At 60.6% G+C, this 21,406-nt stretch carries 22 protein-coding genes and 3 pseudogenes; 9 read left to right on the top strand and 16 right to left on the bottom strand.

Features of this window, described 5'->3' with window-relative positions:
* Positions 1–120 precede the first annotated feature (120 nt).
* Positions 121–780 carry a glutathione S-transferase family protein gene (locus tag ACZ9IU_RS05940; protein WP_038540860.1) on the top strand — a complete coding sequence of 220 codons (660 nt, stop codon included), beginning with the start codon at positions 121–123 and terminating at the stop codon, positions 778–780.
* Positions 781–784: 4 nt separating this feature from the next.
* Here ACZ9IU_RS05940 and ACZ9IU_RS05935 read toward each other — a convergent pair whose 3' ends face one another.
* Positions 785–1,681, bottom strand: a complete 897-nt coding sequence (locus ACZ9IU_RS05935; RefSeq protein ID WP_038540857.1) for a LysR substrate-binding domain-containing protein — start codon at positions 1,679–1,681, stop codon at positions 785–787.
* Between the two features lie 101 nt (positions 1,682–1,782).
* Here ACZ9IU_RS05935 and ACZ9IU_RS05930 point away from each other — a divergent pair, with 101 nt between their 5' ends.
* The gene (locus tag ACZ9IU_RS05930; protein ID WP_157885081.1) at positions 1,783–1,983 is read left to right on the top strand and encodes a hypothetical protein; all 201 of its coding nucleotides are present in this window, start codon (positions 1,783–1,785) and stop codon (positions 1,981–1,983) included.
* Between the two features lie 57 nt (positions 1,984–2,040).
* Here ACZ9IU_RS05930 and ACZ9IU_RS05925 read toward each other — a convergent pair whose 3' ends face one another.
* Both ACZ9IU_RS05925 and ACZ9IU_RS05920 read right to left on the bottom strand, forming a co-directional pair.
* Complete coding sequence (locus ACZ9IU_RS05925) at positions 2,041–2,673, bottom strand: glutathione S-transferase family protein (RefSeq protein WP_038540851.1); 633 nt, start codon at positions 2,671–2,673, stop codon at positions 2,041–2,043.
* Between the two features lie 67 nt (positions 2,674–2,740).
* The gene (locus ACZ9IU_RS05920; protein WP_038548877.1) at positions 2,741–3,097 is read right to left on the bottom strand and encodes a hypothetical protein; all 357 of its coding nucleotides are present in this window, start codon (positions 3,095–3,097) and stop codon (positions 2,741–2,743) included.
* Positions 3,098–3,224: 127 nt separating this feature from the next.
* On the opposite strand from ACZ9IU_RS05920, the gene ACZ9IU_RS05915 reads away from it, so the two are divergent.
* The 3 genes and pseudogenes from ACZ9IU_RS05915 to ACZ9IU_RS05905 form a co-directional block, all read left to right on the top strand.
* A complete protein-coding gene (locus ACZ9IU_RS05915) occupies positions 3,225–3,980 on the top strand; it encodes a DeoR/GlpR family DNA-binding transcription regulator (protein ID WP_038540848.1) in 756 nt (251 codons plus the stop codon).
* Positions 3,981–4,075: 95 nt separating this feature from the next.
* Positions 4,076–4,373 (top strand): annotated as a pseudogene (locus ACZ9IU_RS05910) (transposase); the annotation flags it as partial.
* A gap of 532 nt (positions 4,374–4,905) precedes the next feature.
* Positions 4,906–5,137: pseudogene (locus ACZ9IU_RS05905) on the top strand (IS4 family transposase); the annotation flags it as partial.
* A 91-nt stretch (positions 5,138–5,228) separates the two neighbouring features.
* On the opposite strand, the gene ACZ9IU_RS05900 reads toward ACZ9IU_RS05905, so the two are convergent.
* Entirely contained in the window at positions 5,229–6,236 is a 1,008-nt protein-coding gene (locus ACZ9IU_RS05900) for an asparaginase (RefSeq protein WP_038540841.1), read from the bottom strand.
* A 94-nt stretch (positions 6,237–6,330) separates the two neighbouring features.
* Here ACZ9IU_RS05900 and ACZ9IU_RS05895 point away from each other — a divergent pair, with 94 nt between their 5' ends.
* Positions 6,331–7,068: a DUF3750 domain-containing protein gene (locus tag ACZ9IU_RS05895; RefSeq protein ID WP_038540838.1), complete on the top strand. Its 738-nt coding sequence runs from the start codon at positions 6,331–6,333 to the stop codon at positions 7,066–7,068.
* Between the two features lie 73 nt (positions 7,069–7,141).
* On the opposite strand, the gene ACZ9IU_RS05890 is transcribed toward ACZ9IU_RS05895, so the two are convergent.
* The 6 genes from ACZ9IU_RS05890 to ACZ9IU_RS05865 all read right to left on the bottom strand — a co-directional run bounded on the left by ACZ9IU_RS05890 (position 7,142) and on the right by ACZ9IU_RS05865 (position 12,120).
* Complete coding sequence (locus ACZ9IU_RS05890; RefSeq protein WP_065814765.1) at positions 7,142–7,288, bottom strand: DUF1127 domain-containing protein; 147 nt, start codon at positions 7,286–7,288, stop codon at positions 7,142–7,144.
* 608 nt (positions 7,289–7,896) lie between these two features.
* Positions 7,897–8,178, bottom strand: a complete 282-nt coding sequence (locus tag ACZ9IU_RS05885; RefSeq protein ID WP_038540835.1) for a helix-turn-helix domain-containing protein — start codon at positions 8,176–8,178, stop codon at positions 7,897–7,899.
* 13 nt (positions 8,179–8,191) lie between these two features.
* Positions 8,192–8,503, bottom strand: coding sequence for a type II toxin-antitoxin system RelE/ParE family toxin (locus ACZ9IU_RS05880; protein ID WP_038540832.1), 312 nt, complete (start codon positions 8,501–8,503; stop codon positions 8,192–8,194).
* A gap of 36 nt (positions 8,504–8,539) precedes the next feature.
* Positions 8,540–9,538, bottom strand: a complete 999-nt coding sequence (locus ACZ9IU_RS05875) for an NAD(P)H-quinone oxidoreductase (protein WP_038540828.1) — start codon at positions 9,536–9,538, stop codon at positions 8,540–8,542.
* 101 nt (positions 9,539–9,639) lie between these two features.
* A complete protein-coding gene (locus ACZ9IU_RS05870; protein ID WP_038540826.1) occupies positions 9,640–11,445 on the bottom strand; it encodes a bifunctional diguanylate cyclase/phosphodiesterase in 1,806 nt (601 codons plus the stop codon).
* Positions 11,446–11,619: 174 nt separating this feature from the next.
* Positions 11,620–12,120: an HdeD family acid-resistance protein gene (locus tag ACZ9IU_RS05865; RefSeq protein ID WP_437179043.1), complete on the bottom strand. Its 501-nt coding sequence runs from the start codon at positions 12,118–12,120 to the stop codon at positions 11,620–11,622.
* A 579-nt stretch (positions 12,121–12,699) separates the two neighbouring features.
* Here ACZ9IU_RS05865 and betC point away from each other — a divergent pair.
* Positions 12,700–14,223 carry a choline-sulfatase gene (gene betC, locus ACZ9IU_RS05860; protein WP_038540820.1) on the top strand — a complete coding sequence of 508 codons (1,524 nt, stop codon included), beginning with the start codon at positions 12,700–12,702 and terminating at the stop codon, positions 14,221–14,223.
* Between the two features lies 1 nt (position 14,224).
* Complete coding sequence (gene betB, locus ACZ9IU_RS05855; protein WP_038540817.1) at positions 14,225–15,688, top strand: betaine-aldehyde dehydrogenase; 1,464 nt, start codon at positions 14,225–14,227, stop codon at positions 15,686–15,688.
* Positions 15,689–15,696: 8 nt separating this feature from the next.
* Here the strand turns inward: betB and ACZ9IU_RS05850 are convergent, their stop codons facing one another.
* Both ACZ9IU_RS05850 and ACZ9IU_RS05845 read right to left on the bottom strand, forming a co-directional pair.
* Positions 15,697–16,050 carry a helix-turn-helix domain-containing protein gene (locus ACZ9IU_RS05850; RefSeq protein ID WP_038540814.1) on the bottom strand — a complete coding sequence of 118 codons (354 nt, stop codon included), beginning with the start codon at positions 16,048–16,050 and terminating at the stop codon, positions 15,697–15,699.
* A 3-nt stretch (positions 16,051–16,053) separates the two neighbouring features.
* On the bottom strand, positions 16,054–16,317 hold the full coding sequence (locus ACZ9IU_RS05845; protein WP_244447479.1) for a type II toxin-antitoxin system RelE family toxin: 264 nt from the start codon (positions 16,315–16,317) through the stop codon (positions 16,054–16,056).
* A 33-nt stretch (positions 16,318–16,350) separates the two neighbouring features.
* Between ACZ9IU_RS05845 and betA the strand changes: the two are divergent.
* Positions 16,351–18,001 (top strand): annotated as a pseudogene (betA, locus tag ACZ9IU_RS05840) (choline dehydrogenase).
* Between the two features lie 110 nt (positions 18,002–18,111).
* Here the strand turns inward: betA and ACZ9IU_RS05835 are convergent.
* The 4 genes from ACZ9IU_RS05835 to ACZ9IU_RS05820 all read right to left on the bottom strand — a co-directional run bounded on the left by ACZ9IU_RS05835 (position 18,112) and on the right by ACZ9IU_RS05820 (position 21,388).
* Entirely contained in the window at positions 18,112–18,378 is a 267-nt protein-coding gene (locus ACZ9IU_RS05835) for a PIN domain-containing protein (RefSeq protein ID WP_244447478.1), read from the bottom strand.
* The gene (locus ACZ9IU_RS05830; RefSeq protein WP_080719124.1) at positions 18,372–18,587 is read right to left on the bottom strand and encodes a ribbon-helix-helix protein, CopG family; all 216 of its coding nucleotides are present in this window, start codon (positions 18,585–18,587) and stop codon (positions 18,372–18,374) included. The genes ACZ9IU_RS05835 and ACZ9IU_RS05830 overlap by 7 nt, the downstream gene beginning before the upstream one ends.
* 126 nt (positions 18,588–18,713) lie before the next feature.
* Entirely contained in the window at positions 18,714–20,072 is a 1,359-nt protein-coding gene (locus ACZ9IU_RS05825; RefSeq protein WP_038540805.1) for an AcvB/VirJ family lysyl-phosphatidylglycerol hydrolase, read from the bottom strand.
* The gene (locus tag ACZ9IU_RS05820) at positions 20,069–21,388 is read right to left on the bottom strand and encodes a phosphatidylglycerol lysyltransferase domain-containing protein (protein ID WP_038540803.1); all 1,320 of its coding nucleotides are present in this window, start codon (positions 21,386–21,388) and stop codon (positions 20,069–20,071) included. The genes ACZ9IU_RS05825 and ACZ9IU_RS05820 overlap by 4 nt, the downstream gene beginning before the upstream one ends.
* Positions 21,389–21,406 lie beyond the last annotated feature (18 nt).

The following is a 21,406-nucleotide window of genomic DNA, read 5'->3' as shown; positions in this document are numbered from 1 at the left end:
CAGGAAATCGGACACGATTAAATCCTATCGAAAACTTTCATAGCAGTCCAATGCGGATTGGTCTTCCGTTTTGCGCGCCCTGCCCATAGCTTGCGGCCTGCATTTCAGGAGGGACATTGAATGCTGAAAATCTATGGTGTTTACCGCTCGCGCGCCACGCGGCCGCTCTGGCTTATCGAAGAGCTGGGTATTCCTTTCGAACATATTCCGATCATCCAGGGTTATCGCCTGCCTGAGCCGATGGCACCGGGCGCACCGGTCAACACGCTGTCGCCGGAATTCCTGAGCGTCAACCCGATGGGCTCGATCCCGTCGATGGACGACGACGGTTTCGTGCTGCACGAATCGCTCGCCATCACGCTCTACCTCGCCCGCAAATACGGCGGCGAGCTCGGCCCGAAGGATATCGCCGAGGAAGGCCAGATGGTGCAGTGGTCGCTGTTCGGTGCGACCAGCATCGAGACCCCGGCGCTGAAGATCTCCGCCACGATCGCCGGTGGCCGCGCCGAGACCGAGGAAGGCAAGGCGGATATCGAAGTGGCGGCCCGCACCCTGAAGCGGCCGTTCGACGTGCTCGAAAAGCACCTGTCCAAGAACGGCCACATGGTCGGCGGCCGCTTTACCGTGGCGGACATCAATGTCGGAGAAGTCGTGCGTTATGCACAAGGATATGCGCCGCTGTTCGACAGCCGCCCGGCGTTGAAGGCGTGGATCGAGGCTGCCCAGGCTCGCTCCGGTTTCAAGGCAATGTGGGACAAGCGCACCGCCGAACCGGCGTAACGCTTTAATCCCGGCTTTTCGTGAGCGGCGGCAGCTCCGTCTTCAGCCACTCCCGGAAAGCCCTCACCTTCGCCGGTATCCTAGCGCCGGCGCGGGTGACGAGATAATGCCCCATGCCGGTATGTGCCCGTATCGCAAACGGTTCGACCAGCCGCCCCTGTTCCAGCGCATAGGTGGCGAGCGTATGCCAGGCGAGCATCACGCCCTGCCCCGCAATCGTTGCATCGAGGCAGAGCGAGGCATCGTTGAACACATGGCGCGTCGCCATGCCGGCGCCTGACAGACCCGCCTCGTTCAGCCATATCTCCCAGGAAAACATCGAGGGACCGTCGATGATCGCCGGCAGTTTCAGGATATCCTTCGGCTCCTTCAGCTTTTCAGCGAGTGCCGGGGAGCAGACCGGAAACACCGTCTGCTCGATCAGCAGTTCGGCATCGACGCCCGGCCAGGTCCCCGGCCCGACGCGGATGCCGAGATCGATATCGTCGACGCCAAGGTCCGCGAGCCTGGTCGTGGCATCCATGCGCAGCCGGATTTCCGGGTGCAGGCTCGAGAACCGGTCAAGCCGGTGGACGAGGAACCGCGCTGCAAAGACCGGCGCGACAGAAATGGTCAGCAGCGCATCGTCCTGGCGCCGGCCGATCGCCACCGCTTCGGAAAGCGCATGGAAACCTTCGCTCAATCGCGCCAGCATGGGGCGGGCCGCATCGACCGGCATCATGCCCTTCGGAAGGCGTTGAAAGACCGGCTGGCCGAGCTGGGCTTCGGCCTTGATGACCTGTTGGCTGACGGCACCGACCGACACGCCGAGTTCGTCGGCAGCCGCCTGCAGCGAGCCCAGGCGCCCGACCGCCTCCAACGCCCGCAAGCCGTTGAGATGCACGAGGTTGAGATTGTTCATATAGATTTTCTATAGTCTTCCTCTCAAGAACTCAATTGAAAATGGGAGCAACAGAGCCGATATTGCCGCTGCAAATGGTAACGATTTGCGAGGTAACGGTCATGGTACCGCTGAAGATTTTCTTGAACCTGAAGGCTTGGTTGGAAACGCCCGAAACGTTGACGGACCTGCAGTCGAACGACCCCTTCCGTCATCCCGAGATCCGCGCGATGGACCTGCGGCAACTCGCCGACCTGCCCTTCCCGCGCCCGCTTCACGCTGACACGAATCGTAACAACGCGCCTCTCGCGAAATGCGCCTGATGCTCACATGATCCACGACCCCGAGGGGCGGATCATGTGGCTGACGTGAACCCGTATTTAAGCCGCGGTCGCGGCAGCCTGTTCGGCCAGGGCGCGCTGAACGGCGGGACGCTGTTTCATCCGCTCGTAGTGCGCATTGACCTTCGGAAAATCCGCACGGTCGAGCTTCATGTTGGCGAGCCAGTCGGTCATCAGGTAGAGATAGGCGTCGGCGACCGAATAGGTTTCGCCGAGCACATAGGGACCTTCGAGCAACGAGTCCTCGATCACCTGAAAACAATCGTGAAAGACTTTTGGTGCCTTGGCGGCCATGTCGTCGAAGGAGGACTGGTTGTCCGCCCAGCGATAACCGCGGCGCCAATGGGCATAGGCGACATGCACCGTCGAGGCGATATAGGCGTTGAACGCCTGCATCTTGCCGAACAGGAACGGGTCGTCGAGCGGCGCCAGCTTCGCCTCGGGTGCGGCCTGGGCGATGAAGGCGAGGATCGCGACGGACTCGGTGATGACGCCCCGGTCGGTTGCGAGTGCCGGAACGCGGCCCTTGGGATTGATCTTCAGGTAGGCTTCCGACTGCTGTTCCTTGTCGGCGAATTTCACCCATTTGATCTCGTAGGGAAGACCGGATTCGGCAAGCGCGATGTGGCTGGCCAGTGAACAGGCGTTGGGCGAAAAGAACAGCGTGTACATGAAAATCCTCCTTTGGACCGCGCCGTTCTAGCACGGTTTTTTCAGGTTAGAAGTCTCAAACCAGCGATCAACTGACGCCCGGCACATCCTCCAGCCGATGCCAAACCGGAATCCCGCGCTCGTTGGCGATCCGCACGTCGTTGTCGGCGCCCTTGGAGGCACCCGGCAGGCGCAGGACGCCTTCGCAGAGCTGCAGCAGACGTCCCGCGACCGGGTGAAAGATCTCCTCGTAGAGGTCGTCGCCCACATGCTTTCCGCCGGCCGCATGCCAGACCGGCAGCGCCACCCATTCGCCGATCATGGGCACATGGCCGGCCTTGAACAGCGCATGCGACGGCGCTTCGAGCCGCTTCAGGTTCTCGGCCATCTTCTGAGGGTCGTCTCCGGTGCCGGAGCGGTAGGGACCAGCGATCAAAATCAACATCTTCGTTTCTCCAAACTTGTCCGCAATCATCGCGGAATCGCACGAACATGCCGGAAATGCTTTACATCGTTCGCATTTTCAGGCACATTCGTTCTTATTCATGCAATTTCGTGCAGAGTCAAGAGCCATGCTGACAAGCCAACGCAAGAGCCTCATCCTCGACATGCTGCGCCGGGAGGGGCAGGTCGTCGCCAAACGGGCGGCGGAAGAATTTTCGCTTTCCGAGGACACGATCCGGCGGGACCTTCGGGAAATGGCGGCGGAAGGGCTGCTGCGGCGGGTGCATGGCGGAGCGATGCCTGTCTCGCCCGACCTGCCGGATTTGTCCGCCCGGCGGGCGGTGTCGTCAGACGTGAAGCAGCGGCTCGGCAGGGCTGCGGCTGACATGGTGAAGCCGGGCCAGACGATCTTTCTGGACGGCGGCACGTCGACGGCCGAGATCGCCCGCGCCCTGCCCCGCGACTTTGCCTTCACGGTCGTCACTCACAGCCCGACGATCGCGGCGGAACTCGAACACCATCCGACAGCCGACGTGATCCTGATCGGCGGGCGGCTCTACAAACATTCGATGGTCGCGACGGGTGCGGCGGCGATGAGCCAGATCGCGCTGATGCGGCCGGACATCTTCTTCCTCGGCGTCACCGCCGTGCATCCGGCCCGCGGACTTTCGACCGGCGATTTCGAGGAGGCGGCGATCAAGCGCCATATTGCTACGTGTTCGGCCGAAACGATCACGCTGGTCACTGGGGAGAAACTGGACGCGGTCTCGCCGCATGTGATCATGCCGGTTTCGGCATTGTCGGGGATGATCGTGCAGGAGCGGATAGACGAGGAGCGGCTGGCGCCTTATCGGGCGATGGGGGTTCGTGTGGTCGAAGTTTAGTTCGGAGCGCGAAATCGGACGTAGCCGGGCACAAGCAACGTCTTTTCACCGCCGTATGCGCAGGGGGCCACCATCCCCGCCGTTATCCTCGTCCTCACAAGCGACGCTGGGCGATCGAACTGTTCTTCCGCTGGGTCAAGCAGACCCTGAAAATCCGCCATTTCCTCGGCACCTCCGAGAACGCCGTACGCATCCAGATCGCCGTCGCCCTCATCGCCTTCCTGCTCCTGCGCATGGCCAAGGACGACCAACACCGTCCAAAGCCCGCTCGCCTTCGCACGCCTCGTGCGCGCAAACATCATGCACCGCAAAAGAACAGACCAACTCCTCAAGCCACCTCCCGACACGCCGACAGACCAAAACCAAATGGTCTTTACATGGGCCGCAATTTAAACCGGACAGCAGTGGACTTGACCCGAGGATGATGGAGCGTGGGTAAGCTCCTACGCTTTTCTATTCTCTTTCAACAACGAGTTTCCGCAGGACACCGCGACTGTCAGGAACCTGGACTTCGATAGCTTTGCTCTTATTTCCGGGTTTCGCCTTGTCACAAATCGCGATCGCAGCCCTCATGAGGCCTCTGTCAGTCACGCGTTCTCTGTCAGTGGGTATAATTGGCTTGAAAGTATCTGTGGCTTCTCTCGCCGATTCCCATGTCATCTGGAAATTACATCCCCTCATCACAAGATCCCGAAAGAAGTGTTGAATAAGCGGTCGACCGTCAGCGGTAATGCCAGTTGGAGTGCAGCTTGCAACGGCGAAAGAAAGCGCGGCAGCGCCAATAAAGCGAAATTTCATTGTCCCCATCCAATTGATCAATCCCCGCGAGCACTAGAGGCGGAATATTGGTAAAGTCAATCGGAGGTTGGTGGAAATGCGGTTCCAATCTTTGTCATCCCGGGCCTTGAGCCACTGCTGTCCGGTCCTCGGCACCTCCGAGAACGCCGTACGCATCCAGATCGCCGTCGCCCTCATCGCCTTCCTGCTCCTGCGCATGGCCAAGGACGACCAAACCACCGTCCAAAGCCCGCTCGCCTTCGCACGCCTCGTGCGCGCAAACATCATGCACCGCAAAAAGAACAGACCAATTCCTCAAGCCGCCTCCCGACACGCCAACAGACCAAAACCAAATGGTCTTTACATGGGCCGCAATTTAAACCGGACAGCAGTGGGCTTGACCCGAGGATGACGGAGTGCGGGGAAGCTGGCCACTCCAATTGCCTTCCGCCGAAAACAGTCTAGCCGATCTCACGCAAACAGCGCGTCGGTCACCCTCACGTCACCCACATGGATGCCGTTCCAGTTCTTCATCGGCTTGTTGGCCATCGCCATCAGCTTGCCGCGCACCTCGCCGCCCTTTTCGAAATAACGGGCGATGAGGGCGAAGATCATCGCTTCGGCGGCGCGGGTGGTGCCGTCCTCGCATTTCACCGCCATGGCGATGCCCTGGTCAGGCAAGGCGGCGACGAAGACGCCTTCGGCGCCGGTCTTGGCAAAGATCCTACCCGGCGCAACTTCCATCAGCCTGGTGCAGGCGCGGTTGGTGCCGGCGACGTAAAAAGGTTCGGCCATGCAGGCATCCATCAGCCGGCGCGAGGCTTTGGCACGTTCGGCCGACAGAGTGTTGCCGGTCGCCATTTTTGCAAAACCGTGGGCAAGGCCCTTCAGCGGCACCGCATAAGTCGGGATCGAGCAGCCGTCGGTGCCGCAATTCTGGTGGCCGATGATGGCGCCGGTAAGCGTCTCCATCGTGCCGCGGATTTCGGCCTGCAGCGGATGGTCGTAACCGACGTAACCCTTCACATCCATGCCGGTGTGCACGCAGGTGCAGACGAAGCCGGAATGTTTGCCGGAGCAGTTGTTGTGAAGTGCCGTCGGCGCCTCGATGGTGCAGGCCTGATGGATCAGCACCGCCTGTTCCGAGGACCAATGGGCGCCGCATTCGAGTGCGCTGTCGTCGCGGCCGGCCTTGCTCAGCATCGAGGCGGCCATCGCCACATGCGCGTCCTCGCCGGAATGGGAGGCGCAGGCAAACGCCAGTTCCCGGTTGCCGAAACCGTAAGCATCCGCCGCACCGCTTTCGATGAGCGGCAGCGCCTGCATGGCCTTGCTGGCGGAACGGGGGAAAACATGCGCGTCCGCCTCCCCGAACGAAAACAGCACCTTGCCGTCACCATCGACGACCGCGCCGAGCCCGCGATGGCGGCTTTCGACCAGGTTGCCTCTAGTGACTTCGACGGTAACGGGGTTTTGCATGGTCTGTCCTGAAATTGCCGGTTTCAATGTGCCTATCGTCTGGCGATATCACAGGCTCTTAAACGAGTCCGGCGGGATTTTCATGGGGGACCGTATGAAATCGGTTAAGCGGTTGTTTCTGGTCATCTTCATCGTTTACCTGGTTCCGACCTTCGCGTCGGCGGGGTTGTGGGCGATCAGGGACCGGCCGTCGCGCTGGAGCGAGGCCCGCTGGTCGTCGGCGGGCATCCTGCCGAAGCCTGAGACAAGCAACGAAGCGGCAATCTACGTCTTCTCGGCGACGACGGGAGGCCTGAAGGGCGCGGTCGCGAGCCATGCCTGGATCGTCTTCAAGGAAAAGGGCGCGAAAACCTATACGCGTTACGACAAGGTGGGCTGGGGCAGTCCGATCCGCCGCAACGGCTATTCGCCTGACGCCTACTGGTATTCCAACACGCCTCAGCTCGTCACCTCGGTGACCGGCTCGAAGGCGGAACTGCTGATCCCCAAGATCGAGGGCGCGATCGCCGCCTACCCCTATGCCGAGCCGGGCGGCTACACGATCTGGCCGGGGCCCAACTCCAACACCTTCGTCGCCCATGTGCTGCGCAGCGTGCCGGAACTCGATGCCGTGCTCCCACCGCATGCAGTCGGGCGCGACTATCTGCCGGACGGCGAATTCATTCATGTGGACGACGACTGGCGCGACATACACCTGACCGTGCGCGGCCTTATCGGCCTGTCTGCCGGCCTGCGCAGCGGTTTCGAGGTGCACTTCCTCGGCCTGGTCGCAGGCCTCGATATCGCCAATCCCGGCATCAAGGTGCCGGCGCTTGGACGGATCGGGATTTAAGATGGCAGCTATGCATGAAATGCAAAACGCCCGCGGATGCGGGCGTTCGACATAACTTCATGTCAGATGGCGATCAGAAGCCGACGGCCTGACGCGCAACCCGGCGGATGTCGCCCTGGGCGATGCCGAGATCGCTGAGTTCGCGCGGTGTCATACGGCCCAGTTCGGCAACCGTCTGACGATACTTGCGCCAATTGTTGAGAGTGCGTGCGACGTTCATGATGGTTCCCCTTTCCTGGGATTTTCGAAGCTTGAGCGCCAGTCCTTGGCGCTCTCGTTTGCTTCGATGACGCATATATAAGCTCATCAACCGTGCACTGAAAGCGCCCACTTAGCAGGCCACCTATGCGAGGAGCGCATGGGTGTTTTCATATTAGAAATAATGAAAAATGAAGAACCGCCAGCGCTGAAGAAAGAGCCGCGGAAATGAAAAGGCCATAAAATGGAAAAGGGCCGCTCGAGGCGACCCTTCCATGAGTTTGGTCCGGTTCAACGAACCCGGGGCGCTTCGTGAGCTCCCCGAAGGAAGATGAGGTTCAGGCCGAGGGTTGCCCCGTCAAGACCGCCACCTTTCCATTGCCCGTTACACAGACCGAAATCTCACTAGACATTGGACCACCTTCCTTTCACTACGTTGATGATGATTAAAAGGTAGGGGCCAAAGCCTGAGTCTGCAAGCCACGTTATATAAACGATCGCGAATTTAATTGAGTTGCGGAAGCGACCATCCGCCCCTAGAATTCGCCAGCTTTGATCGAGGCAGATTCTCCCCTTCAGCTCAACGTCACAACGATCTTGCCGATTTCCGTCAGCTTGTGGGATCGGAAATCAGGCTGCGTCCGCGATATCCAGCCGGACGGAAAGCCCAACTTTCCCAGCCAATTCAACGAGTGCGTCCAGACTGAAATTTGCAATCCTGCCCCGCAGCAAGTCGTTCAGGCGCGGCTGAGTGATGCCGAGGCGAGCCGCGGCATCCTTCTGGGTCACATTCCAGTTCCGGACCTTCTGCTCGATCGCAATCAGCAGGGCCGAACGCATGGACATATTGGCCGCTTCCGCCGGGGTGTCTTCCAGCGCGTCCCAGACATTTGAAAAGCTCTGACGTTCCATAGGTCCAATCCAATCAGATCTGCCGCAGACGCGCGGTGGCGATATCCAGATCCCGCTTTGCCGTCTGCTGCGTCTTCTTCTGAAATGCATGCAGGACGTAGACGGCGTCCTCTATTTTGGTCACGTAGATGATGCGAAAAGCGCCCGCCTCGTCGCGGATGCGGATTTCCCGCACGCCCGCTCCGATCGTCGTCATGGGCTTCCAGTCGCTCGGCTCAAGGCCGAGTTGAATTTTGTGCAACTGGACGCCCGCTTCCTTACGGGCGACCTCCGGAAAGTCCCGCAGCTGCTCCAGCGCATCACCGAGAAAAACGACCGGCTTCATCACTTATACCAAAGCTGATATAATTTGACAAATTTGTCAAAGCGTCACCACGATCTTGCCGATATGGCTGCTGGTTTCCATCAGTTTGTGGGCCTCAACGACCTCTGCGAACGGCAAGACGGAGTGGATGACCGGCGCGACCGTTCCGTCTTCCAGGAGCGGCCAAACCTGGGCCAGGAGATCGTCGCGGATAGCGCGTTTTTCGTCCGCGGTGCGCGGGCGCATGGTCGAGCCGGTGACCGTCAGGCGCTTGACCATGATCGGCGAGAGGTTGACCTTCTCGGCGATGTTGCCGCCGAGAAAAGCGATGATCGAGAGGCAGCCGTCCTTGGCGAGAACCGAGAGGTTCTTTTCGAGATAGGCAGCGCCGATCATGTCGAGCACGACATCGACGCCCCGGCCAGCGGTTTCCGCCTTGATGACCTCGGCAAAGTCCTCGGTCTTGTAGTCGATGCCTTTCACGGCGCCGAGCTTTTCGCAGGCCTCGCATTTTTCCCTGGAGCCCGCTGTCGCGTAGACCGTCGCGCCAAACGCCTTGGCGAGCTGGATAGCCGTCGTGCCGATACCGCTGGTGCCGCCGTGGATCAGCACGCTCTCGCCTTCGGTCAGGCCCGCCATCTGGAACAGATTGGCCCAGACGGTGAAAAAGGTTTCCGGCAGCGCCGCCGCCTTGACCGCGTCAAAACCCTTCGGCCATGGCAGAGCCTGGCCCGCCGGCACGGCGCAATATTCCGCATAACCGCCGCCGTTTGCGAGCCCGCAGACCTTGTCGCCAAGCTTGAATTCGCTGACGCCGTCGCCAAGCGCTACCACTTCGCCGGATATTTCCAGGCCGAGGATCGGGCTTGCATCCTTCGGCGGCGGATAGGCGCCCTTGCGTTGCTGCACGTCAGGCCGGTTGATGCCCGCCGCCTCGACCCTGACCAGGATTTCGCCCGGCCGCACCGCCGGCAGCGGACCGTTCGCGATGGTCATCACCTCCGGCTCTCCGAAGGATGGCAGATCGACGAAACGCATTTCGGTGGGAAGCGGCATGGAAGGACTCCTCTCAGAACAGCCAACGACTTACCGCCGGCGTCGGGCACTGACTTAGGACAGTCCCCGGCTGATAGGAAGGCGGCGTTCCGCCGCCTAGGTCATTTTGTCTCGCCGAAACTCGCGAAAAACAGACCGGCTTCGTTTTCCTTGGCCTGCGCCTTGACGGTGGCGATTTCCGCGCCGATGCGGCCGACATCGTCGAGCAACAGGCCCTGGGGCAGTTCAAGCACGCCGATCGAGCAGCGCAGCAGCGGGAAATCCCGCTCGGCGCCGGAGCGGTCGTGGCCGCGGATCTTGCCGGCAGCACGCTCTTCCGGGGAATAGAGTTGGACGACGTCGTCGTGGAAATCGGAGAGCAAGCGGCCGAGGATTTCATTGAGTTCGTCGCGGGTCCAGTCGCAAACACCGATGAAGAAGTCGTCGCCGCCGACATGACCGAGGAAATCGCCGTCGGAGAAGAAATAACGCTTCACCAGGGCGGCAAACAGCGAGATCGCATGGTCGCCCATCTGGAAGCCGTAATGATCGTTGAACGGCTTGAAGTTGTCGAAGTCGCAGTAACAGAAGAAGCGGGTCTCGTCGTCGTCGCGGCCGGTTTCCTGCATGAAATCGCGGATGGCGCGGTTGCCCGGCAGGCCGGTCAGCGGGTTCTGGTCCTGGGCGATCTTCAACTGCTTTTCGTTGATGACCTTGATCAGCGAGGCGGCCGAGACGACGCCCGCATAGCGCATGTTTTCGGTGAGGATGACGCAGGCGCTGTTTTCCATATTGGCAAACAGGGTCATCAGTTCCTCGGCTTCCGCATCCAGCCCGACGATCGGGGCGCGGTCGACGAAATGCGAGATCGAGCGCTCGTAGACCTTGTTCTTCAGGAGATCGCGACCGAAGGGCTGATAGATATATTCCTTGAGGTGGTATTCGTTGATGACGCCGCGCGGCTCGCCATTGGCATTCAACACCGGGAAAAAGGCCTGGCGCGGATTGCGGCGGAACAGGTCGAAGACGCTGTCGATGCTCTGGTTCTCATAGACGGTCGGCAGGTGTTCGATCTGCTTGCGGATGAGGATTTCGTCGAGCGACTGACTGGAGCGACGGGTACGGCCGATATCGGCGAGATAGGGGAAGGACGGCTGCAGTTCGGACACGAAGGTCGTCGGCCGGGCAATGAACCAGCCCTGGACGAGATCGACGCCGTATTCGCGGCAGACGAGAAATTCCGCTTCCGTCTCGATGCCCTCGGCAATGACGCGGATGCCGAGCACGTGGGCGATGCTGACGATGTTCTTGACGAGGTGGCGCTTGCGCGGGTTCTTGTCGATGCCGGCGACGAAATGGCGGTCGATCTTCAGATAATCGACCGGATAGTCGCAGAGCAGTTTCATTTCGCCATGGCCGACGCCGAAGTCGTCGATCGCCAGCTTGAAGCCTTCCTTCCGCATCTGGGTGACCAGATCGGCGAATTCCGGCACGCTGGTATTGTCGAAACGCTCGGAGAACTCGAAGCAGACGGAGGACGGGGCGATATTCGCCTTGCGCAGGTGCTGCACGACCTTTTCGAGGAAATGTTTGCCGTGGCGGATCAGCCGGACGTCGAGATTGAGGAACAGCGTCTGGGACGAGAAATCCGGCAAGCTGGCGAATTTCGCCAGCGCCCGGGTTGCCATCATCTGTTCGAGTGCCAGAAGCTGGCTGGTCTCCTGGGCCTCATCGAGCAGTTCGAGCGGTGAGGAGAAACCGATCCGTTCCTGGCCGCGCAGCAGCGATTCATAACCGAAGACGGAACCGGTGCCGACTTCGACGATCGGCTGGAAGGCATTTTCCAGAACCAATTTTGCCAGGGTGACAAGCTGATCGCTCGCATACCGGCGGAAAACGCCCGGTTCCAAGATGGCCGCAGACGACATTACTCATTACTCCACTGCGCAATGGCCTAAAACATGCCTAAAACACGAATGTCAGGTTCCCGGAAATTGGTCAAAAATACCTTTCCCGAACATGAAGCTTGGATGAAAGTTTTGTGACGATAAAAGGCATTTTTATGCGGTATTTGAAAGACTTAACCGCAACCTGAACGTGCTTCAGGCCTTGACCGCAAGCGCCAGCGCAATCAGTGCCCAGCCCTGTATCGTGAGATCGATCGCCAGGAACAGGCCGAGGATCCAGAGGCTGTTGACCGGCCAGCCGAAGGCGATGACGAGACCCGCAAGCCCTGTTATGACGCCGCCGAAAATGAACCATCCGGAACCTCGCATCGGCCGCATCTTGAGCCCGATCCAGAGGCGAAAAATGCCCGCGACGATCAGCGCCATCGCTATGAAGAAAGTAACGATGGCGGCGGTCAGCGCCGGATTCCAGAAGGCGAGCAGACCGGCAATGGTATAGAGGATGCCGCTTGCCGCCCAGAACAGGATATGATCCCAGCCTTTCACCTGGAAAGCATGGACGAGATAGGCGATGCCACCCGTCAGCATCATCATGCCGATGTAAAAGACCGACGCGACGGTCGCCACCAAGAGGTTGGCGAGGGCGAGAAAACCGAGGATCAGCAACAGAATGCCGAGGGCCAGAAACCAGCCCACTTATCACGGACCGTCGCGACCGACGGCGTATCCAGACCAAACGTCATGGCCAACCCCCTTTTGCAAGAACCTCACCCGAACATTAAGGGATAAGATGTGGAGTAGGCTTGATCCGGGTCAACGGCGCGCTTTTGCGACAGGAAGGTTCGCAATCGCTTCTTGATTGGCGAGAGGATCAAAAATAACTCATTTCACTGAGGGAATCTAAGGCACGATCGAAATGGTGACAGCCAAGAGACGAAGCGTAACGAGCACCCTCCCCGAAGGCGGCATTGCAGGTGATGACGTATCGCGGCCCATCCGCAGCAGAGCGCGCGGCTGGATCCTCGGGTCAAGCCCGAGGATGACGACAGAGAGGCCCAAGATGACGACGGAGAGGCCCCGGGATGACTACGGAGAGGGAAGTGCGACAGATGCCCAAAGAGACCTCTGAGCGAATTGCAACGTTTCCTATTTCGCCGATCGATCCCATACGCTCCGTCATCCTCGGGCTTGACCCGAGGATCCACGCCCCACCAAGCGGCATGCTATGCGTGACAATCCGCGCCTTGGGCGCCCATGTCGACTTTTGAGGACAGCATGACCAAACCCAATATCCTCATCGTCATGGTCGACCAGCTGAACGGGACGCTGTTTCCCGATGGGCCGGCTTCGTTCCTGCATGCGCCGAACCTCAAGGCGCTCGCCGCGCGGGGTGCCCGGTTTGTCAACAATTACACGTCCTCGCCGCTCTGTGCGCCGGCGCGTGCCTCGTTCATGGCCGGGCAATTGCCGAGCCGGACGCGGGTCTATGACAATGCCGCCGAATATGTCTCGTCGATCCCGACCTTTGCGCATCACCTGCGCCGCGCCGGTTATTACACGGCGCTTTCGGGCAAGATGCATTTCGTCGGGCCGGACCAGCTGCACGGGTTCGAGGAGCGGCTGACGACCGATATCTATCCGGCCGATTTCGGCTGGACGCCGGATTATCGCAAGCCGGGCGAGCGTATCGACTGGTGGTACCACAATCTCGGTTCGGTGACCGGCGCGGGCGTGGCCGAGATCACCAACCAGATGGAATATGACGACGAGGTCGCCTTTCTCGCCAACCAGAAGCTCTATCACCTCGCCCGCGAGCGGGACGATGCGAAGCGGCGCCCCTGGGCGCTTACCGTCTCCTTCACCCATCCGCACGACCCCTATGTGGCGCGGAAGAAGTTCTGGGATCTCTACGAGGATTGCGAGCACCTGCTGCCGGAAGTCGGGCCGATCCCGCTCGAAGACCAGGACCCCCATTCCAAGCGGATCATCTTTTCCTGCGACTACAAGAATTTCGACGTGACGGAGGAGAATGTCCGCCGTTCGCGAAGAGCCTATTTCGCCAACATCTCCTATATCGACGAGAAGGTCGGCGAACTGGTCGACACGCTGACGCGGACACGGATGCTGGACGATACGCTGATCCTGTTCTGCTCCGACCATGGCGACATGCTCGGCGAGCGCGGGCTGTGGTTCAAGATGAACTTCTTTGAGGGCTCGGCCCGCGTGCCGCTGATGATCGCCGGTCCCGGCGTGCCCCCTGCCCAGCATCTGGCGCCGGTTTCCAACCTCGACGTGACGCCGACGCTCTGCGACCTCGCCGGCATTTCGATGGACGAGATCAAGCCCTGGACGGACGGCGAGAGCCTGAAGCCGATGATGGAGGGTGTTCCGCGCACGAGCCCGGTGCTGATGGAATACGCCGCCGAAGGTTCCCATGCGCCGCTCGTCGCCATCCGCGAGGGCAAGTGGAAATATGTCCATTGCCTGCTCGACCCGGACCAGCTGTTCGACCTGGAAAGCGATCCCCAGGAGCTCAACAACCTCGCCGACGATCCCGACTTTGCCGAGGTCGTCGCTCTGTTCCGGCGCCAGCGCGAGGAGCGGTGGGACATGGGCGCCTTCGATGCGGCGGTGCGCGAAAGCCAGGCCCGGCGCTGGGTGGTCTACGAGGCGCTGCGCAACGGCGCCTATTATCCCTGGGACCACCAGCCCTTGCAGAAAGCATCGGAGCGCTACATGCGCAACCACATGAACCTCGACAATCTCGAAGAGTCCAAACGCTATCCGCGCGGAGAATGAGATGAAAGCCCAACCGATCGCCAGCCATTTCATCGACGGCGAATATGTCGAGGATACCGACGGCACCGTCATCGAAAGCCTCTATCCGGCGACCGGAGAGGTGATCGCGCGGCTGCATGCGGCAACGCCCGCGGTCGTCGAGAGGGCGATTGCCGCCGCCAAGCGCGCCCAGCCGGAATGGGCGGCGATGAGCCCGACCGCCCGCGGCCGCATCCTCAAGCGCGCCGCCGACATCATGCGGGAGCGCAACCGTGAGCTTTCCGAACTGGAGACGCTCGATACGGGCAAGCCGATCCAGGAAACCATCGTCGCCGACCCGACTTCGGGCGCCGACAGCTTCGAATTTTTCGGGGGTATCGCAGCGGCAGGACTCAACGGAAGCTACATCCCCCTGGGGCAGGACTTTGCCTATACGAAACGGGTGCCTCTGGGCGTTTGCGTCGGCATCGGCGCCTGGAACTATCCGCAGCAGATCGCCTGCTGGAAAGGTGCGCCGGCGCTGATCTGCGGCAATGCCATGGTGTTCAAGCCCTCGGAAAACACACCGCTCGGGGCGCTAAAGATTGCCGAAATTCTCATGGAAGCCGGGTTGCCGAAGGGGCTCTACAACGTCATCCAGGGCGACCGGACGACCGGGCCGCTGCTGGTCAACCATCCTGATGTCGCCAAGGTGTCGCTGACCGGCTCGGTGCCGACCGGCCGCAAGGTGGCGGCAGCGGCGGCCGGGAGCCTCAAGCATGTGACGATGGAACTCGGCGGCAAGTCGCCGCTGATCGTCTTCGACGACGCCGATATCGACAGTGCGATCGGCGGAGCGATGCTCGGCAATTTCTATTCGACCGGCCAGGTCTGCTCCAACGGCACCCGCGTCTTCGTGCAGCGGAGCATCAAGGAGACATTCCTGTCGCGCCTCAAAGCACGCACGGAAAACATGGTGATCGGCGATCCTATGGACGAGACGACCCAGATCGGCCCGATGGTCTCCTTCGACCAGCGCCAGAAGGTGATGAGCTATATCGAAAAGGGCAAGGCTGAGGGTGCAACGCTCATCACCGGCGGCGGCATTCCGAACCACGTCACCGGCGAAGGTTATTACGTGCAGCCGACCGTTTTCGCCGACGTCACCGACGAGATGACGATCGCCCGCGAGGAGATTTTCGGGCCTGTGATGTGCGTGCTCGATTTCGACGACGAGGCCGAGGTGATCGCCCGCGCCAACGGCACGGAATTTGGCTTGTCCGGCGGCGTGTTCACCAGCGATCTCACGCGTGGGCATCGAGTGGCGGATCAGTTGGAAGCCGGCACGCTTTGGATCAATACCTACAATCTCTGCCCGGTGGAAATTCCCTTCGGCGGCTCGAAACAATCCGGCTTCGGGCGGGAGAACTCGCTCGCGGCGCTGGAGCATTATTCCGAGCTGAAGACGGTCTATGTGGGCATGGGCAAGGTCGAGGCGCCGTATTGAGGATGGCGTCAGTCCAGCACGAGATCGTCGAGATCGACTTTCAGGACGGCGGCGATGCGCTTCAGCACATCGACCGAGCCTGTCTTCTTGCCGGTCTCGATCTCGGACAGGTAGGGTTGAGAAATGCCGGCTGCTTCCGCAAGCTCCGAGACCGTCATCTTGCGGTAGTTGCGGAAAGTACGGATGCGGCTTTCGGTTTCAAGCAGTTCGTACACCAGCTCGGCAGGCCATGTTTCCTCACCGGCGGCGATGCGCGCCAGGATTTCATTGGCTTTGATGGTGTCCATCATATCCTCGAAGTCGTCTTCGGGAACCAGGACATACGACTTGCCGTCGATGACGGTCTTGTCAAAAACACCCATTGTTCACTCCTTATAGATACCGCCTCTGGGCCCGACATCGATAACAACGACGAGGTTCGTCTCCTCATCGATGATGATCCTGTCATTGCCGACACGGATGCGAACGAGCGCGCTACCCTCCAGCCTTTTGAGATCCACTCTGTCGCCACGGGCGAACGCATCGACCTTCGCCCTGATGGCGGCCTGGCGTTTGGGCTGCATCCGGCTCAGGCTTTTTTGCGCGACCTTAGAATAGAGTACAGCCTTCATTAGATCAATATAGCTCATAGCTATAGAAAAATCAATCGAGAGTTGCAGATAATGCAGGCAGATTTCGTCATCATCGGTTCCGGTTCCGCAGGCTCCGCCATGGCCTACCGCCTGTCGGAGGACGGCAAAAATTCGGTGATCGTCATCGAGGCCGGCGGATCCGATTTCGGGCCGTTCATCCAGATGCCGGGCGCTCTGGCCTGGCCGATGAGCATGAAGCGCTACAACTGGGGTTATCTTTCCGAGCCCGAACCGAACCTCAACAACCGCCGCATCACCGCCCCGCGCGGGAAAGTGATCGGCGGGTCGTCGTCGATCAACGGGCTTGTCTATGTCCGGGGGCACGCGGAAGACTATAACCGCTGGGAGGAGCTGGGAGCGACCGGCTGGGCCTATGCGGACGTGCTGCCCTATTTCAAGCGCATGGAGCATTCTCATGGCGGCGAGGAAGGCTGGCGCGGCACGGACGGGCCACTGCATGTAAAGCGTGGGCCGGTGACCAATCCGCTCTTCCATGCCTTCATCCAGGCGGGCTCCCAGGCCGGTTTCGAGATGACGCAGGACTATAACGGCTCGAAGCAGGAAGGTTTCGGGCTGATGGAGCAGACGATCCATAACGGCCGGCGCTGGTCCGCCGCCAACGCCTATCTGCGGCCGGCGCTGAAGCGCAAGAATGTCGAATTGATCTTTGGGCTAGCGCAGAAGGTGGTCATCGAGAACGGCCGGGCCGTTGGCGTCGAGATTTTTCGCCGCGGGATCAGCGAGGTGATCCGCGCCAACCGCGAGGTGATCGTCTCGGCCTCCTCCTTCAACTCGCCGAAACTGCTGATGCTCTCCGGCATCGGGCCGGCGGACCATCTGAAGGAGATGGGCATAGAAGTCACGGCCGACCGGCCGGGCGTCGGCGCCAACCTGCAGGACCATATGGAATTCTATTTCCAGCAGGTTTCGACCAAACCGGTATCGCTCTATTCCTGGCTGCCCTGGTTCTGGCAGGGCGTGGTCGGCGCACAATGGCTGCTGTCGAAGGGCGGTCTCGGCGCGTCGAACCAGTTCGAGGCCTGCGCCTTCCTGCGCTCCACCGCCGGGCTCAAGCAGCCTGATATTCAATATCACTTCCTGCCGGTGGCGATCTCCTATGACGGCCGCGCGGCGGCGAAAAGCCACGGCTTCCAGGTGCATGTTGGCTATAATCTGTCGAAATCGCGCGGAAGCGTGACGTTGCGATCGCCCGATCCCAAGACCGATCCGGTGATCCGCTTCAACTATATGAGCCATGCGGAAGACTGGGAGAAGTTCCGCCACTGCGTGCGGCTGGACCCGAGAGATTTTTTCACAGAAGGCATTCGACCAGTATCGCGGGCCGGAAATCCAGCCGGGCGAACAGGTCGAGACGGACGACCAGATCGACGCCTTCCTGCGCGAGCACCTGGAAAGCGCTTATCATCCCTGCGGCACCTGCCGCATGGGCCGCGCCGACGATCCGCTTGCGGTGGTCGACCCGGAATGCCGGGTGATCGGCATCGAGAGCTTAAGGGTCGCGGACTCGTCGATCTTCCCGCATGTGACCTATGGCAATCTCAACGGCCCCTCGATCATGACCGGAGAGAAGGCAGCCGATCATATCCTCGGCAAGACGCCCCTGCCCCGCAGCAATCAGGAACCCTGGGTCAATCCGCGAGCGATGGTGAGTGATCGGTGATTAGTGGCGCAGAACGTAAGGTACGCGAATTCCTGGCAGATTTGCAGGAAAGTCCTTCGTGTTCCTTGTGACGAGCAGCATTGAGTGAATATCCGCGCTCGCCCAGATGATCACTCGGGTAGCTTCATCTTATGCCTCTGGCGAAGAGCCACAGCCCGCTCGGCAACCGCATCGTCGAGCGCGACGATATTCAGAGCATTCAGGAATTCTCGTGTTGCCGCAGCAAGATGTGGAGGCACGCCGACGAGCACCTCCATCCACGTCACAATGCTGATGCATGGATTTCCGTATCGTTCAAATTCCTCACGCCCTTCGGGTACGGAGTTCAGATAATCGACAATAATATTCGTATCGAGAAGGGCGCTATCGCTCACCATTCACCGCGGACTTTTCGTTGAAAATCCAAGCCGTCCACGGCGCGATCACCCCACAGGCCAAAAGCTTCAGCTCTCTTTTGCTTGTCACTTTTTTGCAGAAAATCGCGCACAGCACGCTCGATCAGAACAGACCGAGATATGTTTTCCTTCTGCGCCAAACGGTCCAGTGCCTCGACTTCAGCTTCTGGCAACTCAACAACGGTCTGCAAGTCAGCCTCCACAGCCATGATTGATCGATAATACTAAAAATGATGCGACGAAACCAGCCTACAAGAACCGGATCCACCTGCCGCCAGCTACAGCCGTTTCTTGAACATCAGCCCCGCAACCTAACGTCAGTTGACGGCCATCAGCGCCACGGCCCTGTCGACGATCAGGCGGTTGAGGGCGCGGTAGTCGCCGTCGAAATGGTGGCCTCCTTCGCGGGCGAGCACCTGGGCGCCTGGGATTTCCCTGACGGCAGGGCAGCCGCTGTCCTTTTCCTTCAGCCCATAGATGCACTGGATCTTGGAGGGCTCGACCTTGCGCAGGTCGTCGACAGGATCACCGTGGCCGGTGCCGCGCATACCGAGCCAGCCGCCCACGTCGATCTCGAAATCCGCGTGATGCGACAGCGCCAGAAGCGAAACAAGCGTAATCACCCGCTTGTCGGCCTCCGGCAGAAGCCGATAGGTGGCCGGCAGGACATTGGCACCGAAGGAATATCCGATCAGCAGGACATTATCGACGTTCCACCGCTTTCGGTAGGAGGTCATGATCCGCGAAAGATCGGCGGCGGTCTGTTCCGGCGTCCGTTCGCTCCAGAAATAACGCAGCGCATCGACGCCGACGACCGGGATGCCCTCTTCCTTCAGGTAGGCGCCGAGCTGCTGGTCGATATCGCGCCAGCCGCCGTCGCCGGAATAGATGATCGCCATCGTGTTGTGCTTCGGCGTCGCGTGGATCGGTACGATCGGCAGATTGAGCGGCGAAGCGGAATGGGCGAGCCGCCGGGCGATGGCCGATATGTTCTCCAGCAAGGCGACATCCGCGCCCTCAGCCGTTTCGCGGAACTCGATCGCGGGATGGATCTCCTTTAGTTCTTCGGCATGGATGCGACCTGCCGCGTCGGCTGACGGACTGAAGACGACACGGATCGGATTGGGGAGGTCGCCTTCGGTCAGGCCGTAGACCGTGCCACCGGGAACGGGCGTCTTGGGGGCCGGCGTGCAGAGAATGGTCGATAGCGGGATGGTGGTCTGGGGATCGATGGCGAGGGTCTCGGCGATCGTCGAATCCGGTGTCTGGGCGGCGATCGCGAGCGCCAGCGTCGCGCCGGCACCGATCCCCGCCACGACCGGCGGGTGATAGTTGGCAATGTCGGCCGAACGGTGCAGCTGATGCGACAGGGTCTCGATATCGGAGACCAGGTACAGGCAGTCGTCCCGCTCTTCTTCGAGCGCCGCATAATATCTGCGAATATCCACGCCGACCACCAGCGCACCATGCGCGGTCAGCACCTCGGAAACCTGCTCTTCGCGATCCGTCCAGCCCTCGCCATCCGAAAGCAGCACCACGACGCCGGTCGCCTTGCCTTCGGGGAAGGAGATCCGGTCCGTCGGAAGGCTCTTGGTCTTCAGGGCCGGCTCGGAGACGATATTGAAGATGGCAGCGGCCAGCGTGATACCGGCAAAAACAATCGGCAGAAGCCTCATTTGCGAAGGATGCCCTTCAGCCCGCCACCGATCAACATGGTAATGTCGAGCATCGAAACGACCGGCATGCCGCGGCCGGAGACGACCAGATACCGCGGCTGCCATTCCGGATCGAACTTGGCCTTGAATGCCAGCACGCCCTGAAAATTATAGAAACGCTCGCCGCTCCTGAATATCCGTTCGCCCACATGGTTCCAGAGCGGCGCCTTGTTGTGGGTCGAGAGACCGGCAAGCGGCGCCATGCCGAGATTGAGCGTACGGAACCCTTGCGCCTTCATGTGCTCCATGATGCGCACGAAGAGCAGGTCCATCATGCCGCGATGGGTATCGGGAATATGCCGCATCAGGTCGATGAAGGCATCGCCGTCGGACGCGACCGAAAGGATATTGGCGAAGGCGACGATGCGGCCTTCGAGGCGGATGACCGCGACCGGCCCGGCCGCGACATATCGCGGCTGGAACGTGCCGAGCGAAAATCCTTTTTCGGCAGCGTTCTGGGCTTCGAGCCAGGTACTGGAAACGGCAAGCAACTCATCGAGGACAGCCGGCACCTCCTGCGGCTGCAGCATGGAGAATTGCAGGCCGTCGCGTTCGGCACGGTTGATGGACCGGCGCAGCTTCAGCCAGGCGCCGCCCTTGAGATCGAATTTCGTCAGATCGACGACCGCCTGTTCGCCGAGTTTGTAGGGCCTCAACCCGGCTTCGACGGTGACCGGCAGGAAATCCGGGGAGACCTGGTAGAAAACAGCGCGGCAGCCCGCCTGGCGGGCATGTTCCATGAATTTCAGCGTCAGGCCGGACCAGGCCTTGCGACAGCCGACAGGATCGAACAAGGCCACCCAGGAACGGCCCTGCTGGGCGTACATGATGAAAGCCTTGCCGCACTCGGAAAACAGGATCTTCTTGTCGCCGAGGCGCACCAGGCCGGCACTGGCATTCGGCTGGGTGGCGAGGATTTCGATGGCGCGGTCCATATCGTCGTTCGCCGGCGGCTTGCGGCAGCGTCGCGGGCGCCGCAGCCGGTTGGTGGCGAATGTGCCGATCAGCAGCGTCAGCGCCAGACCGGTCGGCGCATGAATATCGCTGTTCGACAGAAGCAGGCTCCAGCCGAGCCTCGCCAGGCTTTCCTCCAGGAAAAGATTGACGCCCAGCGAAACCACAAGCAGGGCCAGACCGAATGCCAGGAGAACGCCGGTATCGGGGGTAAGGCGGTCAATCAGTACCCTTCCCATCGACACAGCAGTTTGAGCAGAATGCTTTGCCGGCGAACCGGAAACCGGCTCGGAGGTGTCGTCGAGTTGGGCAAAATCTGCCATAGGTTACCCGTCACAGAA

This window comes from Mesorhizobium sp. USDA 4132 (assembly GCF_056279545.1).
This window is presented reverse-complemented; position numbering and strand designations above follow the sequence as displayed.

What these genes read in the sequence shown, in the direction of transcription:
- ACZ9IU_RS05930 (WP_157885081.1), top strand. Translation starts at nt 1,783, where the DNA reads ATGGTACCGCTGAAGATTTTCTTGAACCTGAAGGCTTGGTTGGAAACG.
- betC (WP_038540820.1), top strand. Translation starts at nt 12,700, where the DNA reads ATGACCAAACCCAATATCCTCATCGTCATGGTCGACCAGCTGAACGGG.
- ACZ9IU_RS05880 (WP_038540832.1), bottom strand. Translation starts at nt 8,503, where the DNA reads ATGAAGCCGGTCGTTTTTCTCGGTGATGCGCTGGAGCAGCTGCGGGAC.
- ACZ9IU_RS05845 (WP_244447479.1), bottom strand. Translation starts at nt 16,317, where the DNA reads ATGAGCTATATTGATCTAATGAAGGCTGTACTCTATTCTAAGGTCGCG.
- ACZ9IU_RS05895 (WP_038540838.1), top strand. Translation starts at nt 6,331, where the DNA reads ATGAAATCGGTTAAGCGGTTGTTTCTGGTCATCTTCATCGTTTACCTG.
- ACZ9IU_RS05920 (WP_038548877.1), bottom strand. Translation starts at nt 3,097, where the DNA reads ATGTTGATTTTGATCGCTGGTCCCTACCGCTCCGGCACCGGAGACGAC.
- ACZ9IU_RS05835 (WP_244447478.1), bottom strand. Translation starts at nt 18,378, where the DNA reads ATGGTGAGCGATAGCGCCCTTCTCGATACGAATATTATTGTCGATTAT.
- ACZ9IU_RS05900 (WP_038540841.1), bottom strand. Translation starts at nt 6,236, where the DNA reads ATGCAAAACCCCGTTACCGTCGAAGTCACTAGAGGCAACCTGGTCGAA.
- ACZ9IU_RS05915 (WP_038540848.1), top strand. Translation starts at nt 3,225, where the DNA reads ATGCTGACAAGCCAACGCAAGAGCCTCATCCTCGACATGCTGCGCCGG.
- betB (WP_038540817.1), top strand. Translation starts at nt 14,225, where the DNA reads ATGAAAGCCCAACCGATCGCCAGCCATTTCATCGACGGCGAATATGTC.
- ACZ9IU_RS05940 (WP_038540860.1), top strand. Translation starts at nt 121, where the DNA reads ATGCTGAAAATCTATGGTGTTTACCGCTCGCGCGCCACGCGGCCGCTC.
- ACZ9IU_RS05850 (WP_038540814.1), bottom strand. Translation starts at nt 16,050, where the DNA reads ATGGGTGTTTTTGACAAGACCGTCATCGACGGCAAGTCGTATGTCCTG.
- ACZ9IU_RS05825 (WP_038540805.1), bottom strand. Translation starts at nt 20,072, where the DNA reads ATGAGGCTTCTGCCGATTGTTTTTGCCGGTATCACGCTGGCCGCTGCC.
- ACZ9IU_RS05885 (WP_038540835.1), bottom strand. Translation starts at nt 8,178, where the DNA reads ATGGAACGTCAGAGCTTTTCAAATGTCTGGGACGCGCTGGAAGACACC.
- ACZ9IU_RS05820 (WP_038540803.1), bottom strand. Translation starts at nt 21,388, where the DNA reads ATGGCAGATTTTGCCCAACTCGACGACACCTCCGAGCCGGTTTCCGGT.
- ACZ9IU_RS05925 (WP_038540851.1), bottom strand. Translation starts at nt 2,673, where the DNA reads ATGTACACGCTGTTCTTTTCGCCCAACGCCTGTTCACTGGCCAGCCAC.
- ACZ9IU_RS05875 (WP_038540828.1), bottom strand. Translation starts at nt 9,538, where the DNA reads ATGCCGCTTCCCACCGAAATGCGTTTCGTCGATCTGCCATCCTTCGGA.
- ACZ9IU_RS05890 (WP_065814765.1), bottom strand. Translation starts at nt 7,288, where the DNA reads ATGAACGTCGCACGCACTCTCAACAATTGGCGCAAGTATCGTCAGACG.
- ACZ9IU_RS05935 (WP_038540857.1), bottom strand. Translation starts at nt 1,681, where the DNA reads ATGAACAATCTCAACCTCGTGCATCTCAACGGCTTGCGGGCGTTGGAG.
- ACZ9IU_RS05870 (WP_038540826.1), bottom strand. Translation starts at nt 11,445, where the DNA reads ATGTCGTCTGCGGCCATCTTGGAACCGGGCGTTTTCCGCCGGTATGCG.